The 15,706-nt window shown below is 57.0% G+C and carries 16 protein-coding genes; 13 read left to right on the plus strand and 3 right to left on the minus strand.

Annotated elements, in window-relative coordinates; translation table 11 throughout:
* From ccsA to PA598K_RS04870, 5 genes are all read left to right on the plus strand, one after another.
* On the plus strand, positions 1-384 hold a 384-nt coding region (gene ccsA / locus PA598K_RS37720), incomplete at its 5' end, for a cytochrome c biogenesis protein CcsA (RefSeq protein ID WP_260405269.1).
* A 40-nt stretch (positions 385-424) separates the two neighbouring features.
* A complete protein-coding gene (locus PA598K_RS04855; protein ID WP_128655841.1) occupies positions 425-1,141 on the plus strand; it encodes a response regulator transcription factor in 717 nt (238 codons plus the stop codon).
* Between the two features lies 1 nt (position 1,142).
* On the plus strand, positions 1,143-2,567 hold the full coding sequence (locus tag PA598K_RS04860) for a HAMP domain-containing sensor histidine kinase (RefSeq protein WP_128655842.1): 1,425 nt from the start codon (positions 1,143-1,145) through the stop codon (positions 2,565-2,567).
* Between the two features lie 227 nt (positions 2,568-2,794).
* Positions 2,795-4,594 (plus strand): family 43 glycosylhydrolase, encoded by a 1,800-nt coding sequence (locus PA598K_RS04865; RefSeq protein ID WP_128655843.1) that lies wholly within the window; start codon positions 2,795-2,797, stop codon positions 4,592-4,594.
* A 20-nt stretch (positions 4,595-4,614) separates the two neighbouring features.
* Positions 4,615-6,129, plus strand: a complete 1,515-nt coding sequence (locus tag PA598K_RS04870) for a glycoside hydrolase family 43 protein (protein ID WP_128655844.1) — start codon at positions 4,615-4,617, stop codon at positions 6,127-6,129.
* 72 nt (positions 6,130-6,201) lie between these two features.
* Here the strand turns inward: PA598K_RS04870 and serA are convergent, their stop codons facing one another.
* Positions 6,202-7,794, minus strand: coding sequence for a phosphoglycerate dehydrogenase (gene serA / locus PA598K_RS04875; RefSeq protein WP_128655845.1), 1,593 nt, complete (start codon positions 7,792-7,794; stop codon positions 6,202-6,204).
* 270 nt (positions 7,795-8,064) lie between these two features.
* Here serA and PA598K_RS04880 point away from each other — a divergent pair, with 270 nt between their 5' ends.
* Complete coding sequence (locus PA598K_RS04880; protein ID WP_128655846.1) at positions 8,065-8,391, plus strand: rhodanese-like domain-containing protein; 327 nt, start codon at positions 8,065-8,067, stop codon at positions 8,389-8,391.
* Positions 8,392-8,404: 13 nt separating this feature from the next.
* On the opposite strand, the gene PA598K_RS04885 is transcribed toward PA598K_RS04880, so the two are convergent.
* A complete protein-coding gene (locus PA598K_RS04885; protein WP_128655847.1) occupies positions 8,405-9,328 on the minus strand; it encodes a hypothetical protein in 924 nt (307 codons plus the stop codon).
* Positions 9,329-9,417: 89 nt separating this feature from the next.
* Between PA598K_RS04885 and PA598K_RS04890 the strand changes: the two genes are divergently transcribed.
* Complete coding sequence (locus tag PA598K_RS04890) at positions 9,418-10,011, plus strand: CPBP family intramembrane glutamic endopeptidase (RefSeq protein WP_128655848.1); 594 nt, start codon at positions 9,418-9,420, stop codon at positions 10,009-10,011.
* 285 nt (positions 10,012-10,296) lie between these two features.
* Positions 10,297-11,133, plus strand: coding sequence for a metallophosphoesterase (locus tag PA598K_RS04895; RefSeq protein ID WP_128655849.1), 837 nt, complete (start codon positions 10,297-10,299; stop codon positions 11,131-11,133).
* On the opposite strand, the gene PA598K_RS04900 is transcribed toward PA598K_RS04895, so the two are convergent.
* Positions 11,099-12,019: a polysaccharide deacetylase family protein gene (locus PA598K_RS04900; RefSeq protein WP_128655850.1), complete on the minus strand. Its 921-nt coding sequence runs from the start codon at positions 12,017-12,019 to the stop codon at positions 11,099-11,101. The genes PA598K_RS04895 and PA598K_RS04900 overlap by 35 nt on opposite strands.
* 139 nt (positions 12,020-12,158) lie before the next feature.
* Here PA598K_RS04900 and PA598K_RS04905 point away from each other — a divergent pair, with 139 nt between their 5' ends.
* The 5 genes from PA598K_RS04905 to PA598K_RS35935 all read left to right on the plus strand — a co-directional run bounded on the left by PA598K_RS04905 (position 12,159) and on the right by PA598K_RS35935 (position 15,661).
* Entirely contained in the window at positions 12,159-12,485 is a 327-nt protein-coding gene (locus PA598K_RS04905; RefSeq protein WP_128655851.1) for a hypothetical protein, read from the plus strand.
* Between the two features lie 184 nt (positions 12,486-12,669).
* Positions 12,670-13,287, plus strand: a complete 618-nt coding sequence (locus tag PA598K_RS04910) for a genetic competence negative regulator (RefSeq protein ID WP_128655852.1) — start codon at positions 12,670-12,672, stop codon at positions 13,285-13,287.
* Positions 13,288-13,464: 177 nt separating this feature from the next.
* On the plus strand, positions 13,465-14,718 hold the full coding sequence (locus PA598K_RS04915) for a Glu/Leu/Phe/Val family dehydrogenase (RefSeq protein WP_185601570.1): 1,254 nt from the start codon (positions 13,465-13,467) through the stop codon (positions 14,716-14,718).
* A gap of 32 nt (positions 14,719-14,750) precedes the next feature.
* On the plus strand, positions 14,751-15,449 hold the full coding sequence (gene prsW / locus PA598K_RS04920) for a glutamic-type intramembrane protease PrsW (RefSeq protein ID WP_128655963.1): 699 nt from the start codon (positions 14,751-14,753) through the stop codon (positions 15,447-15,449).
* 56 nt (positions 15,450-15,505) lie between these two features.
* The gene (locus PA598K_RS35935; RefSeq protein WP_185601572.1) at positions 15,506-15,661 is read left to right on the plus strand and encodes a hypothetical protein; all 156 of its coding nucleotides are present in this window, start codon (positions 15,506-15,508) and stop codon (positions 15,659-15,661) included.
* Positions 15,662-15,706 lie beyond the last annotated feature (45 nt).

Consider the following 15,706-nt stretch of genomic DNA (forward strand, 5'->3'; position numbering starts at 1 on the left):
GGCCTGCTGCGGCTCGTGCTGCGCAAGCCGCTCGGCGCGGTCATTCATCCGCTAATGGACGGCATCGATCCGGATGATCTGGATGAGATTACGTATCGCGCGATCGCGATCGGCTTCCCGGTCTTCACGTTGGGGGCGCTCATCTTCGCGATGATCTGGGCCAATATCGCCTGGTCTCGCTTCTGGGGCTGGGATCCCAAAGAAGTGTGGGCGCTTATCACCTGGCTGTTCTACAGCGCTTATCTGCATCTGCGCTTGTCGCGGGGCTGGCAGGGCGCGCCTTCGGCCTGGCTTGCCGTGATTGGCTTCGTCATCGTCATGTTCACGCTGATCGGCGTCAATCTGGTCATCTCCGGCTTGCACTCCTATGCTGGTGTAAGCTAGACTAGTCTTACTGTTACTGTAGCGAGAGGAGAGGCGCACTATGTCCGAGTATATGCAGCGCATACTGGTAGTCGACGATGAAGAGCGGATCCGCCGTCTCTTGAAAATGTATCTGGAGAAGGAAGGGTACGCCATCGATGAGGCGGAGGATGGAGAGTCTGCGCTGCGGATGGCGACCTCCTCCGATTTTGACCTGGTGTTGCTGGACGTTATGCTGCCCGGGATCGACGGGATCGAGGTCTGCTCCAGGCTGCGTCAGGTCAAGTCGACGCCGGTCATCATGCTGACCGCCAAGGGCGAGGAGATGAATCGCGTCCAGGGCTTCGAGGTCGGCGCCGACGACTATGTCGTCAAGCCGTTCAGCCCGCGCGAGGTCATCTATCGGGTCAAGGCGATCCTGCGTCGCTCGTCGGCCACCGCATACCTGACCAAGGAAGCGAACTCCAGCAACAATATCGTCTTCCCGCATCTGGTCATCGAGCATGATGCGCACCGCGTGTCCGCAGGCGGCCAGGAGGTGAGCCTGACCCCCAAGGAGTACGAGCTGCTTCATTATTTGGCGGTCTCGCCCGACAAGGTGTTCAGCCGCGAGGAGCTGCTGAAGGACGTCTGGAACTATGAGTTTTTCGGCGATCTGCGCACCGTCGATACTCATGTCAAGCGGCTTCGCGAGAAGCTGAACAAAGTGTCGCCGGATGCTGCGGCGATGATCACTACCGTATGGGGCGTCGGCTACAAGCTTGAGGTGCCGAAGTAAGATGCTGTGGAAAAGTGTCGTTGGCAAGCTCTGGATCACGATCATTTTGCTTGTGGCTGTCGTGCTCATCATTTTGGGCGTATTTTTGCTCGCCTATGTCGACATTGAGTTTTTTGACTATGCGCATGATATCAAGGTTTTGTTTGTCGTCGTTGGCGTGATTGGCTTTCTGCTGACGACGTTTTTTGCCTTCTTCCTGATCACCAAGATCACGCAGCCGCTGACGCAGCTGAAGAAGGCGGCCGACCGGATCGCGCAGGGCGATTACCGGTCGCGGGTGCAGATCCGCTCCTCCGACGAGATCGGCGATCTGTCCCATACGTTCAACCATATGGCCGAAGAGGTCGAGATGCTGATCAAGGACCTCTCCCACGAGAAGGACCATCTCTCAAGCGTGCTGCGCAGTATGGCGGATGCGGTCATCACCTTCGACGCAGCGGGCAAGGTCATCCTCACCAACCCGGAAGGCCAGCGACTGATGGAGCAATGGAGTACGCTGGAGTGGTCCGACCCTTCCGGGACCTTCGTCACCTATGGCGAGGTGCCTGCGCCGCTGTACGATCTGTATCGCAAGGTCGTCCGTGAGGGACATGACCAGAGCGCCAAAATCAATGTGATGAGCGGAGTCTGGTCTGTCGTCATGGCGCCGCTCAAGTCCAACAACCATGTGCGCGGCGCCGTCGCCGTCATGCGGAATGTGACGGAGGAGTACAAGCTCGAGAAGCTGCGGCGTGACTTCGTCGCCAATGTGTCGCATGAGATCCGTACGCCGCTCTCGATGCTCCAGGGCTACAGCGAAGCGCTCATGGACGATATCGCCGCTTCGCCAGAGGAGCGGCAGGAGCTCGTCCAGGTCATTCATGACGAGTCGCTGCGGATGAGCCGACTGGTTAAGGATCTGCTCGATCTGGCGCGGATGGAGGCCGGACATCTGCAGATGAATATGGGGCAGGTGGATGTGCAGGCGCTGATCACGCGTGTCCACCGCAAGTTCCAGGTCTATGCCAAGGAGAGAGGCATCCGGCTTCGTTATGAATGCCCTGAGCGGCCCTTGCTGCTGCAGCATGCCGATGAGGATCGGCTTGAGCAGGTGCTGACGAATCTGTTGGACAATGCGCTGCGCCACACTTCGGAAGACGAGGGCATCTTCATCCAGGCCGACGTGGTGCAGATCGATAACCGCCCCTTCCTACAGCTGGTCGTCAAGGACGAAGGCCAAGGCATTCCTTCGGAGGATCTGCCCTTTATCTTCGAGCGCTTCTACAAGGCAGACAAGGCGAGGACGCGCGCGAGCTCTTCAGGTACGGGCCTTGGTCTGGCGATCGTCAAAAGCATCATCGAGTCGCATCGCGGCACGATTCGCGTCGAGAGCCAACTCGGCGAAGGCACCGCCTTTTCGGTGCTGCTTCCTGTCGAAGCGCACTAGCTCTTGTCTGAGGATGGCGTTTATTCTTGTTGTACGTGGAACATTGCATGATCAAAGGCTAGTGGACTGCTGAGGCGGACCGCTGGCCTTTTTGTGCTAACCTCAAATGCTCTGTTTCTACTTTCCCAAATTAACCTTTTCACAGATTAGTGAATGTGTTAATTTAGTAGAGGGAAGTCCTGTTATCATGGAAGTAAACAGAAGCTTGGAAGGGGAGCGTATCGAGGATGGATATCTTAAGCTATACTCGGGAACCGCAAGAGGAGGACATCTATTCGCCAAAGCTGGCTTACAGCATGCATTTGGCGATTCGTGAGGAGGACGGATCGTTCGTCCCGCTCAATCGCAACACCGGTGTGCTCTATGCGCGAGCCACGGAGCAACCGGATGGTCGACTGTCGGCCAAAACATTGAAGCGTCCTTGTCTGTTTCATAGGCCGGAGGGCGGCTTTGGCGTGATGGCGATACGTACGTCGGAGACAGGCGCGCCTGATGAGGAGAGCAAGGGAGCTGTGCTGCTGTTCGCCACCGCCGACCTGATTCATTATGAGGAATGTGGCCTGGTTGATCTGGGCGGCGAGGATTTCGTCGAGGATGTTGTATGCGTATACAACGAGGAGCTGGCACAATACGAGATTCGGTGGAGAGATGCATCGGGGCGTTGGTATCAGAGCATGCTGGACTCGGTCGACAGCGATGCAGTCGTTTCAGAGGCCGTACCGACGTCGAGCTTCGAAGCGGACAAGCTTGTTGTCGATATCGGCGGCGCCGAGCCTTGTCATGTACTGACCTTAAGTGATGAGATCGGGGCAAGACTGCAACGGAAATTGATGCCGCTGCATAACGTCTCTGTTGCCGTAGCGTCCCCCATCCGCGCCAGCACGGAGGCAGAGCTTCGCGACGTACAAGCTTTGGCGCTGTATAACGACGGCTCCGAAGCCTGGAAGCGCGTCGATTGGGATCCCTCCGGCATCGACTGGTCCACGCCGGGGGAATACGCGGTGACGGGCCGGGTGCGGCAAGCCCGCTATCCATTCCCGTTGGCGGTAGATCGCGCAGATCCGTGCATCGCAAGCTGGAATGATCGTTATTACTTCATCGCCACGACGGATGATCGCTCGTACGAGCCTGGCTTCTATGTCAGATCGTCGGAGACGATCGACGGTCTGTTCGACGCCGAGGAGCATCGCATCGTCGGCAATGGCGATTATCCGTTCCTGCTCGGCGTATTCTGGTGGGCGCCGGAGCTGCATACGATTGACGGGCGGCTCACGGTGCTTTTTGCCGGCAGCAGCGGCGAGTTCGGCGATATTCATTGTTATGTGATGCGGATGAAGGCAGGGGGTGATCCACTCCGAGCGGACGATTGGGAGACGCCAATTCGGGTGCAGCGCCAGGACGGCAGCTATTTGTTCGAGAACGGCATCACGCTCGATATGACGTACTTCCAGACAGACGGCCAGCATTACGTCGTCTGGGCGCAACGACAGCTGACGCCGGTGGATCTGGGATCGTGGCTCTATATCGCGCGTCTCGACCCGCAGCAGCCATGGCTGCTGGTAAGCGAGCCGGTACTACTCTCAAGGCCGGAGTACAGCTGGGCCAACAATCATACGTTCGTTGATGAGGGACCGTATGCCATCTTCACGGAGGACCGGGTGCACTTGACATTCTCCAGTGCGCTGGTCAATGCGACCTACTGCGTCGGTCTGCTCTCCGCCGCGCGTGGCGCCGATCTGCTCGATCCGGGGAGCTGGGCCAAAGGCAACTATCCGCTGCTCGCTTCCAGCTCTGTGCCGGGTCAATACGGCCCTGGACACAACTCTTATGTGCGCGACGAGGACGGCAATCTGCTCAACGTCTATCATGCCAGAGACGGCGTCAAAGGGCCGAGATGCACCGGCATAAGGCGGGTTCACTTCGACATCGATGGCGAGCCGGTACTGGATCTGACGGTGGACCGGGATCTCGATCCGCAATGGAAGGCGATCAGCGCAATTGTAATCGTACCTGAATCACACAATTGACCGAGTGGAGGCAATCATCCATGACCAATACGCTCATCAGCAACCCGCTCCTGTGGTCGGACGTGCCTGACGTCGACCCGATTCGGATCGGCAACGTTTATTATATGATCAGCACCAGCATGCACAGCATGCCTGGTTGCCCGATCATGCGCTCGGAGGATCTCAAGCATTGGGAGATTGTCAGCTATGTATTCGATACGCTCGAGGATAATGACGGCCATAATCTGCATGGCGGCAATCATATTTACGGCCAAGGCTCCTGGGCTGCGAGTCTGAAGTATCACAACGGCATTGCCTACGTCTGTTTTTCCTGCAACGATACAAAGGCCTTCTATATCTATCAGACAGCGGATATCGAGCATGGCCCGTGGACAAGGACGGTCATCGAGGGATTGCGTCACGACCCCGCTCTCTTGTTCGACGAGGACCGTGTATTCGTCTTTTATGGCAATGGCGACATCTACCTGACCGAGCTGCTGCCGGACCTTTCGGGCGTGAAGCCGGACGGTATCCAGCAGCTGCTGTTCGAGACGGAGCGCGAGGGCATCGGCTTGCGCTGCGAAGGCTGTCATGCCTACAAGCTTAATGGCTATTACTATCTGTTGTTCATCGAGTGGCCGCGCGAGGGCAACAGACGCCGTCGTCAGATCTGCTATCGCTCGCGCGAGCTGCTCGGCCCCTACGAGCGCAGGGTTGTGCTCGACGACGACCTCGGCTACCATAACAAAGGAGTTGCGCAAGGCGGTATCTTCGACACGCCGTCCGGCGATTGGTACGCGATGCTGTTCCAGGATCATGATGCGGTCGGTCGCATCCCGATCCTCGTGCCGATGACATGGGAGGCGGACTGGCCGGTCTTCGGATACGATGGCAAAGTGCCGGCGCAGTTCACCGTCCCGCTGCCCGAGAAGCCTGGCCAGCCGCTGGTCATCAGCGATGAGTTCGAGTACGAGGAGGACCGTCTCGCTCTGCAATGGCAATGGAATCACAATCCCGACCATAGCTCCTGGTCTGTTACCGAACGGTCAGGGCATCTGCGGCTGAGGACAGCTGATCCGACGCCGAGCGTGCTGCAGGCGCGCAATACGCTGACCTTGCGCACCGAAGGGCCCGCCTGCGAAGCAACCGTCCTTCTCGATACGAGCGGCTTGCAGTCAGGCGAGCGTGGGGGTCTGATCGCCTTGCAGAGCCACTTTGGTACGATCGGCGTTCGGGTGGACGAGGACGGTCGTCGGTGGCTCTCAATGTGCGTGAATGATGGGACAGGCGGCGATCGAGAGCTGGCGGCGACGCCGCTGGAAGGCGAGCTTGTCCATCTGCGTATCGTCTTCAACTTCGCGGACAGTATCGACGAGGCGACCTTCCATTATTCGCTCGACGGCTCTTCCTGGACGGTGCTTGGCGAGACGCTGCATATGAAGTATACGCTGGATCATTTTATGGGCTACCGGATCGGGCTATTTGCTTATGCGTCGAGCCAGTCCGGCGGGCATGCCGACTTTGATTATTTCCGCTATCGCAGATTGGAAGACTAACAGGAAAAAGAAGGGCCCGAGTCGTCAGCTGACGACTCGGGCCTTTGATTATTGTATTGATTATATTGATCCTTAAAACAGGATAATTTCTTTCGCTTTGTTGATATCGGACAATTTGGCCAACTCATCGATGACTTCTTTGGTTGGAGCCTTGTCTACTGTAAGCACCATGATGGCTGCGCCACCGACAAGCTCGCGTCCAACCTGCATCGTAGCGATGTTCACATCATTGGCGCCCAGCAGCGAGCCTACACGACCAATAATGCCCGGCTTGTCATTGTGGGAGATCAGAATCAGATTGCCGCTCGGCGTAACGTCCACCGGGAATTTGTCAATTTGTACGATCCGCGAGCCATAGCCGTTTAACAGCGTGCCGGCCACATGACGTTCCTTATCTTTCGTCTTGAGCGTCACGGACACGAGGTTCGTGAAGCCCTTGGCTTCAGGAGACTTCTGGACGACGACGTTCACGCCCCGCAGCTTGGCCAGGTGCATCGAGTTGACAATATTGACTTGTTCCAGTCCGAGATGGAAGGCAAGCACGCCTTTGACAATGTGACGCGTCAGCGGCTGGGTATCCACCTCTGCCAGTTCACCGGAGAAGCTGACCAAGATCTCGGATACGGCGCCTTGGGATAACTGAGCGACAAAGCTTCCGAGCTTCTCGCCGAGCGAGAAGTAAGGCTGCAGCTTGTTCAGCAGCTCGCTTGGGATCGGCGGCATATTGACGGCATTGGCGAACGGCTCATTGCGCAGGATGTGCAGCACTTGCTCGGATACGTCGATCGCGACGTTCTCTTGCGCCTCTACAGTCGATGCGCCCAGATGCGGCGTGACGATGACCTTCGGATGCTTCAGGAACGGATGATCGTCCGCTGGCGGCTCCGACTCGAATACGTCAAAGGCTGCGCCGGCGACGATGCCCTGGTCGATCGCTTCGACCAGCGCCAGCTCGTCGATGATGCCGCCGCGCGCGCAGTTGACGATGCGCATGCCTGGCTTCATCACCTCGAACTGCGCCTTGGAGATCATATGGCGCGTCTCCGGGGTCAGAGGCGTATGGACGGTGATAAAGTCGGCCTGGCGGACGATCTCGTCGACGCTGGCGAGCTTGACGCCGAGCTTCGCCGCTCTGTCCTCGGTCAGGAACGGATCGTAGCCCATAATTTCCATGCCGAATGCTTTGGCGCGCGCGGCAACCTCGCTGCCAATGCGGCCCATACCCATGACGCCGAGCACCTTGTTGCGCAGCTCGACGCCGAGGAAGGATTTGCGATCCCATACGCCGCCTACCGTCTTCATGTAGGCTTGAGGGATATGACGCGCCAGCGCCATCATCATGGCGAAGGTATGCTCGCACGTTGTGATCGTGTTGCCATCAGGCGCGTTGATGACGATGATGCCGCGCGCCGTGGCGGCTTGCAGATCGATATTGTCGACGCCGACGCCAGCGCGGCCGACGACCTTGAGCTGCTTGCCGGCTTCCATGATCTTCTCGGTGACGCGCGTCTGGCTGCGGACGAGCAGCGCATCGTACTCTCCGATGATGGCGATCAGTTCATCCTCACTGAGACCGGGCTTCTTGTCGACGGTCACGTCGGCAGCTTCGACGAGCTGCTGAATTCCCAGATCGCTGATCGGATCCGATACTAGCACTTTGAACATGTGGGTTAGACCTCCTAAGGATAAACACATCAGTTTAATTGGAATTGAAAAAACCCGGTCCACGGCACCGTTGTGCAGCAGCGGGACGAGGGTTGCATTCACGAACATTCATAACCTCTACTATTTTATAGCAAGCTGGTGGTAGATTGCAATGACAAAACTTGAACAATCTGCTGAATTTCGTTATGATGCAAGCAAGCGGCCGGCTTCGGACGCCATCAGAAGCCGGGCAACGGCAGAAGTTCGCTGCGGCGCAAGGAGAGAGAGACTGTGAGCAATTGGAACACGATCGACGCAGCAACACTGAAGGAACAAATAACGGACGGCAAAGTGGCGGCGGCCCAAATCATCGATGTCCGCGAGCCCTCCGAATGGGACTACTATCATATCGAAGGATCGACGCATATCCCGATGAATACGATCCCAGCCCGACTGGACGAGCTGAGTGACGAGCAACCGCTGTATATCGTCTGCGCGCACGGCGTGCGCAGCGAGAAGGTGTGCCGCTATCTGGCCGACCAAGGCTACGACAACCTGACCAACGTAGCGGGCGGCATGGCCGCCGTCTCGGCGCTGGAGGGCTTTCAGTACGATTGATGCCCCGGTCGGGTCAGCTGTTTGACTCTGGGAAGAAGAACGGGAGCTGCGGGAGCAGCTCCTTGCTGTATAACGTCGCTTTGCTGGCTGCAAAATCGCCGCTGCGGACCGCTTTGGTCCCGAGCAACAGGTCAACGACCGCGGTTACGGTGCGAATTTTCATGCGCGCCGCCTCGCCGGTGGCGATGAACTCATCGACCCGTGTGCTCAAGTCCTGCGGGTAATAATTCGGCAGGACGCTGCGCGCCGCCAACTGGTCGGACATCAGTTTATTTTTTACAGTCAGTGGAAGCTGCTTCCAGACTCCGATCTCCATCACTTGCGGCATCTCGTAGTCGGACGGAATATCGGCATTCATCGAAGCGCTCCATTTGAGCATCGCATCATAATACTGCTGCTGTCCCAGGCCGGCATGCTGTATGGCTTGCTGGTAAAAGGCGTCATCCGCAAGCTCCTTCAACAGAAGCTGAGCTTGCTTGTTGTTCGCGGAGCTGGCCATCCGCGCAGCCGCTTGCTCGAATAGCTTCAGACTCTTCAGGGCGTTCACCTGGCTCTGTACGAGCAGCGGGGAGAGCGCCGGCATGGCGGCTTCGCCTGCTTGGGCATATTTTTCGGACGCCAGCTTCTCGAGATCCTTGAACGTCGACTTAGGATTGGTCGCTTGTCCCGTCCGAAGACGATTCAAGGAAGCGTGCCATTCATTCTGGAATTCACGCTGAGGCAGAAATACGGTATGATAAAAGGATACGAGATCCTGCTGTTGATATGCGGTCACCTGGTTGGCATCTCCTTGCAGATGCTTCATAGGCTGATATTTTGTTTCGGTTTTTTCGGCTCCTACTTTGACGCCATAAAAAAAAGCGGCCACAGCCAGCACCAGCATAAATAAAAAGCCGAGGCTAAATAGCATTTCTGTACGCGATAATCGTTTCTCCATCCGAAATTCTCCTTCATGTGCTAGGTATGGTTCTCTATTGTATGCTGCATCTATCTCAGGATCAATACTACTCAGGCAGGCGGTACTTCATGAAAAAATTTAAATGGCGCAAAATCAAAATCAGGCCTGTCTCTGCGGATCAGCTCGACGACCGCATGCTGCTAATAAATCTATATGTATCGCAAGGGCTTATTTTAGTTATCGGTCTGGTATGGATATTATTACAGCGTCAGAATATAATTTCATTACTGACGCTTCCGGGAACGCTAAATGTTTTGTATTGGGGTCTGGGACTGGCGGCGGCTGTCATTCTCGTCGATTTGACGATCTCGCGCTGGGTTCCGGAGGAAGCTTCGGATGACGGCGGCGTCAACGACAAAATTTTTCGCAAGCGGCCGTTGTGGCATATCGCGGTCATCTGCCTGGTCGTATCCGTGTGCGAGGAGCTGCTTTTTCGCGGGGCGATTCAGTTTGCGATCGGTCCGTATTGGACGAGCATTGTGTTTGCCGCCATTCATGTGAGATATCTCAGACATTGGATTCCGACGGGACTTGTGTTTTCGATCAGTTATGGGCTCGGCTGGATTTACATACAGACCGGTTCGCTGTGGGCGCCGATTGTGGCGCATTTTACCATCGATCTGGTGATGGGACTCATCATTCGCTATCGGAGGGAATCATGAGCAGAGTGGAGAAGTACCGCAAGGAGCGGCGCAATAAACGTCCGACGCGGGCGCTGACAGAAGCTGAGGAGGTAACGGAGGGCTCTATGCCCCCCAGAAAGGCAAAGTATCCCTCGAGCCGATATAGGTTTACCCAATGGTTTTATCGGTTCTTAGTCGTTTTGTTTGTCTCACTGGTCGTTTTTTTGTTTATGTATGGCCGTAAGGCAACCGAAGGCGCAAGGGAGCTGTTAACGGGATGAGATCAGTTCTATTGGAGACGGAGAATAGGAAGGGGGTAGCGTCATGTGGTGGCTGGCGGGTGCAATCGCAGGCATGGCAATCGCTGTAGCTGCCTGGATGGTGACAGAGGCGCATCGTGTACGGCTTATCCGTGAGGAAGTCGCATTCGCCAGATTGCCCGCATCGCTCGATGGGCTGCGGGTGCTCTTCCTTAGCGATATCCATCGTCGCTCTATCCCGGCCCGTCTGCTCCGTCGTGTCGAGCAGGCGGGCGGGGTCGATCTGGTCTGCATCGGCGGCGATCTGAGGGAAGGCGGCGTGCCGTGGCAGCGCACCAAGGACAATGCTCGCCTCCTGACACAGCTCGGCCCGGTCTATGCCGTCTATGGCAATCACGACTATGACGATCCGATCGGACCGCTTGATGCGTTGCTGCGAGAGGAAGGCGTGCAGCCGCTGGTCAACGGCTTCGTCCTGGTGAAGGGAGCGGACGGCGGTCGTCTGAAGCTATGCGGCGTCGACGATCCGATCACTGGCCGAGCCCGGCTCGCAGAAGCGCTGCGAAGCGGCGAAGGAGATGAGCCGGGTCTGTTCACGCTGTTGCTCTCGCACGACCCCAACATCCTCGACAGGTTGGATGGAGCTCCGGTCGATCTCGTCTTGTCGGGGCATACGCATGGCGGTCAGATCGCGTTGCCCTGGTATGGCCCGCTGCTGCGCTCGACAGAGATCCTGACGTATCTGCGGGGCTGGCACGTCCAGCGACGCGGCGTAGCCGGAGCTGCTGCCCGGCTGTATGTCAGCACGGGGTTTGGCACCTCCAAGCTGCCGCTCCGCTTGCTCGCGCCAGCCGAGGTGCGGCTGTTTATTTTTCGGCGTGCAAGCCGTCAGGGAGCTTGATCCGGTCGGGATCGATGAAGCTGTAGCCTTCGTCCTGCAGACGCTGGAGCAGCTCGTCCAGGGCATCGGCCGTCCATGCCAGCTCGTGCATCAGGATGTTGGCCCCGGGATGCAGTTGCTCCATGACGTTGCGTATTACCTCGTCGGGCTTGTCGCGAGTGGCGCTCTCCCAGTCCTTGGAGCCATTGGACCAGGTCATGTACAGCAAGCCTTGATCTGCTGCGAGCTTCTTGACCGCGTCGCCGCCTGAGCCGAACGGGGGACGGAAGAAGCGCGGAGCCTCGCCGACGGTTTCTTCCACGAACTGCTGCACATCCTCGATCTGGGTACGAGCCGTCTCAGGCTCGGCCTTGCGCAGATCGATATGGTCCCAGGCATGATTGCCGATCGTCTGGCCATGGTCGACGATCAGTTGCAGCAGTTCGGGATGCTGCTTGGCTCGGTAGCCGTTGACGAAGAAGATCGCCTTGGCCTCGTGGTTATCCAATGTTGCGAGCATCCGCTCGAGCAGCTCCTTGTCCTTGGGACCGTCGTCGAAGGAGAGCAGCACCGCTTTGTTGTCTGTCTCGTCGGACAAAGGTTCAAACCGGTAAGAGGCTGTATTCATCTCGAAAAGCGGTTCTCGCGAGGCTGTCTCGACAGGCTCAGGCGGCGCTTCGACAGGGGCCTGGTCCGCCTCCGCACCCTCCGAGACGTCTGCAGCCCTTTCTTCCGGTGTCGCCGTCTCGTTGATCGCGTTCGCGCCTTCCTCGACTGTGGGGGCGGACGGCTGCTCGGTCTGCGCAGGCTGCTCGGCCGCATTGTCCTGGCCGCTGCCAGCCGTGCAGCCGGCTAGCAGGGCGAGTACGAGCAGAGCTCCTGCGAGGCGCGGGGTGATTCGTTTCATGGTTGTCCCTCCATCGTCTTGATCAGGTCATGCCTTATTGTACCATAACGGATGGCTAGACGTAGCGGACTGCATGCTTGATGGGAGCCGGGGGCAAGCTAAAGACTGTCAATCATCCAAGCTTGGAGGAGGGATATGCATGAGATGGGGTTCATTGATCGTCGGCGGGATCGTAGGTGTGGCGGCAGCGGCCGTCGTCGCCAGACGCCGGCCTGGCGCATTGCATCTGCTCGGCGAGGCGACCTGCGCGGTGTGGCGCAATGTCAGACATCGGGCGGCAGAGCGGATCGCCGCTGCAGGCGTCGGCCAAGCGTTACGCCAGCAGCGGACTGCGACGGAGGAGCCAAAGTCGCCCGGCGCCGAGGCCGCGGACATGGCGATGCTGGCAGGGCTTGCCGCCAGCGACCCAGTCGCGCGTCGCGAGACGGATAAAATCTTGGCCGACAACGGCTTGCAGCACGTCTAAGCCATCGCTTTCGAGGCATCCGCGCCTCCTCTTTAGCAAGGAGGCGCGGATCATTTATTTTTTCGCCCGGTAGTGCAATCCCTAGTCAAAAATGATAACATAGTTACATATAATGATTTTGTTCACATAATATATGTTGCTTCATAATCTGTTATAACTTGATGCTGCAAAGGAGGATCCTGTCATGAAGATCGAGCGATTGAGTCAGGACAAGATCAGGATTTTCCTGACGTTCGACGACCTGCTGGAGCGTGGGATCCAGAAGGACGACATGTGGCGCGAAATTCCGAAAGTGCATGAACTGTTCAGCGAAATGATGGACCAGGCATACAGCGAATTGGGTTTTGACGCCAGCGGGCCGTTAGCCGTCGAAGTTTTTGCGCTGCCAGCGCAAGGAATGGTCGTGATCGTCACCCGCGGCAAGGCTGAGGCTCATATTCACGAGCGAGCCGACCAGGACGATAACGACGACAACGACGAAGAAGTATACGAGATGGAAGTTACCCTCGAACAAAGCGATGTCGTCATGTACGCCTATCGGGATTTCGAGGATGTCATATCTGCATGCAAGCAGTTGCAGGCCGCCGCGCTATCTGCCGACGGACGGCTCTACTCTTACCGCAATCGATGGATCCTCGCATTTGATCCGAGCGGGTTGGAGACGCCGCAGTACCATGCCATTATCGCGCTCCTGGCGGAATACGGCGAAGCCACTTCAGTGACAGCCGCTGTGCTGGAGGAGTACGGCAAGGTAGTCATTGCTGCAGGAGCAGTGACCGAGATATGTCATCACTTCAAATAAATCGTCGCAAAAGAGCATCGACAGAGCGCATGTTGCTGTGGATGCTCTTTTTTTGTCTCGTCGGGCAGTAAGAAGCGATTCGCTCCGCCCGCCGTTCCGCATAGATCGGTCGCATCCCGCCCATATTAGAAGCGTAGTCCGACATGGGCTTACATGCGAACAGGGTGGTGTTGAGATGTGATTGCACAACAAGAAGCCGTCGATATATTGGGTTCGACGCAGCTCGTCGTCGAGCAGGCGCTGCGCAAGCTTGGGTACGGCGACGAGATGATCGAGCTGCTCAAGGAACCAATGCGCATGCTGACCGTACGCATCCCCGTCCGGATGGATGATGGCGGAACACGCGTGTTTACAGGGTATCGGGCGCAGCACAATGATGCGGTAGGTCCGACCAAAGGGGGCGTTCGCTTCCATCCCGAGGTGAATGCGGATGAAGTGAAGGCCCTTTCTATATGGATGAGTCTCAAGTGCGGCATCGCCGATCTGCCCTACGGCGGGGGCAAGGGAGGCATCATCTGCGATCCGCGGAGCATGTCGTTTGGCGAGTTGGAGCGGCTCAGTCGTGGTTATGTGCGGGCGATCAGCCAGCTCGTCGGCCCGGCCAAGGATATCCCTGCTCCCGACGTCATGACCAATTCGCAGATTATGGCCTGGATGTTGGACGAGTACAGCCGGATCCGCGAGTTTGACTCGCCGGGATTTATTACCGGCAAGCCGATTGTGCTTGGCGGCTCGCGGGGCCGCGAGACAGCAACCGCACGAGGCGTGGCGATTATGATTGACGAAGCGCTGCGGACACGCGGCATTGCGCTGGATGAAGCGCGTGTCGTCATTCAAGGCTTTGGCAATGCGGGGAGCTATCTTGCCAAATTTATGCATGAAGCGGGTGCGCGCGTTTTGGGGATATCCGATGTGCACGGCGCGTTGTATAATGAAGATGGGCTCGATGTCGAATATTTGCTTGATCGACGTGATTCCTTTGGTGCGGTGACCAATCTGTTCAGCAGCGCAATCACCAATAGCGAGCTGCTGGAGAAGCCGTGCGACGTGCTCGTGCCCGCTGCGACGCAAAACCAGATTACAGCGGCCAACGCTTCTCGCATTCAGGCAGGCATCGTCGTGGAGGCTGCCAACGGGCCTACGACGCTGGAAGCGACTCGGATCCTGACGGAACGAGGCGCGCTGATCGTGCCGGATGTGCTGGCCAGTAGCGGCGGCGTAATCGTATCTTATTTCGAATGGGTTCAGAATAACCAGGGCTACTACTGGAGCGAGGCTGAAGTCGACCATAAGCTGCGCGAGATGATGATCGCCGGCTTCCGGCAAGTGCATGAGCTACATCTTAGCCGATCTGTCGATATGCGGCTCGCTGCTTATATGACCGGCGTGCGGCGGATGGCCGAAGCAGTCCGTTATCGCGGCTGGGTTTGAACACTGACAGCATAGAAAGGAGATGGCAGATGGTGCTATTGTTCTCTATATTGATGGCGGCAGTGGCGCCAGGCGTCTCCTTGCTCACGTATGTTTATTTGAAGGATCGTTATCACTCCGAGCCGATTGCGATGGTGCTGAAGTTGTTTTTCCTTGGCGCCATCGTCGTATTTCCCATCATGATTATCCAGCGCGGCCTGCTGCTTTGGCTTGGCGAGTCGCCGCTGGTATTTTCCTTCCTCATCTCCTCGGGCGTCGAGGAGGGCCTCAAGTGGTTTGTGCTCTTCCACATTATTTTTAATCATACCGAGTTCGACGAGCCTTACGACGGCATCGTCTATGCGACCGCGATCTCGCTTGGCTTCGCTACCTTCGAAAATGTGCTGTATTCGTTCCTTGTGCCCGCCTCCTTTGGCAGTCTGCTGATGCGAGCGCTCCTGCCGGTGTCCGGCCATGCGTTATTCGGCATTATGATGGGCTACTATATGGGCAAGGCCAAGTTCAGCCGGGGCCCCGATTTGCGCAAGAAGTTTATTATTTTCTCCTTAGCGCTGCCGTTATTCTGGCACGGCTTGTATGACTGGATTATGATGACGATCAAAACCAACTGGTTTTTTATTGTGGTTCCGCTGATGGTGTTTTTGTGGATGCGCGGCTTGCGCAAAATTCAGCGCGCCAACAACAACTCCCCGTTTCGCCTTCTCAAGCGCGAGGATGAGGTTAAATTCTAATCAATCGGTCAACACTGCCTACTGTGTAAGCCTACAGACGCAGGAGGTGCGATAGCGTGGAGCAAGACAGAGTGAAGGTGCGGATTCGCTGCAAGCAATGCGGCGAGAAATTCGTCCTGCGCGGACGCTGGGAGAAAGGCCATATCAACACCGGATTCAAACAGTGTCTCTGCAACAACAGCGACGACTTCGAAATCGAAGAACATTATTAGACGCAGACTAAATATGTATAAAGCCCCTATTAGCAAACCAAACTA

It is taken from the genome of Paenibacillus sp. 598K, from assembly GCF_003851045.1.
Taxonomy (GTDB): Bacteria; Bacillota; Bacilli; order Paenibacillales; family Paenibacillaceae; genus Paenibacillus_D.

Excerpts from the sequence above, each read along its gene's own strand:
- PA598K_RS04855 (WP_128655841.1), top strand. The coding sequence starts at position 425 with ATGTCCGAGTATATGCAGCGCATACTGGTAGTCGACGATGAAGAGCGG.
- PA598K_RS04860 (WP_128655842.1), top strand. The coding sequence starts at position 1,143 with ATGCTGTGGAAAAGTGTCGTTGGCAAGCTCTGGATCACGATCATTTTG.
- PA598K_RS04865 (WP_128655843.1), top strand. The coding sequence starts at position 2,795 with ATGGATATCTTAAGCTATACTCGGGAACCGCAAGAGGAGGACATCTAT.
- PA598K_RS04870 (WP_128655844.1), top strand. The coding sequence starts at position 4,615 with ATGACCAATACGCTCATCAGCAACCCGCTCCTGTGGTCGGACGTGCCT.
- serA (WP_128655845.1), bottom strand. The coding sequence starts at position 7,794 with ATGTTCAAAGTGCTAGTATCGGATCCGATCAGCGATCTGGGAATTCAG.
- PA598K_RS04885 (WP_128655847.1), bottom strand. The coding sequence starts at position 9,328 with ATGGAGAAACGATTATCGCGTACAGAAATGCTATTTAGCCTCGGCTTT.
- PA598K_RS04890 (WP_128655848.1), top strand. The coding sequence starts at position 9,418 with ATGAAAAAATTTAAATGGCGCAAAATCAAAATCAGGCCTGTCTCTGCG.
- PA598K_RS04895 (WP_128655849.1), top strand. The coding sequence starts at position 10,297 with ATGTGGTGGCTGGCGGGTGCAATCGCAGGCATGGCAATCGCTGTAGCT.
- PA598K_RS04900 (WP_128655850.1), bottom strand. The coding sequence starts at position 12,019 with ATGAAACGAATCACCCCGCGCCTCGCAGGAGCTCTGCTCGTACTCGCC.
- PA598K_RS04905 (WP_128655851.1), top strand. The coding sequence starts at position 12,159 with ATGAGATGGGGTTCATTGATCGTCGGCGGGATCGTAGGTGTGGCGGCA.
- PA598K_RS04910 (WP_128655852.1), top strand. The coding sequence starts at position 12,670 with ATGAAGATCGAGCGATTGAGTCAGGACAAGATCAGGATTTTCCTGACG.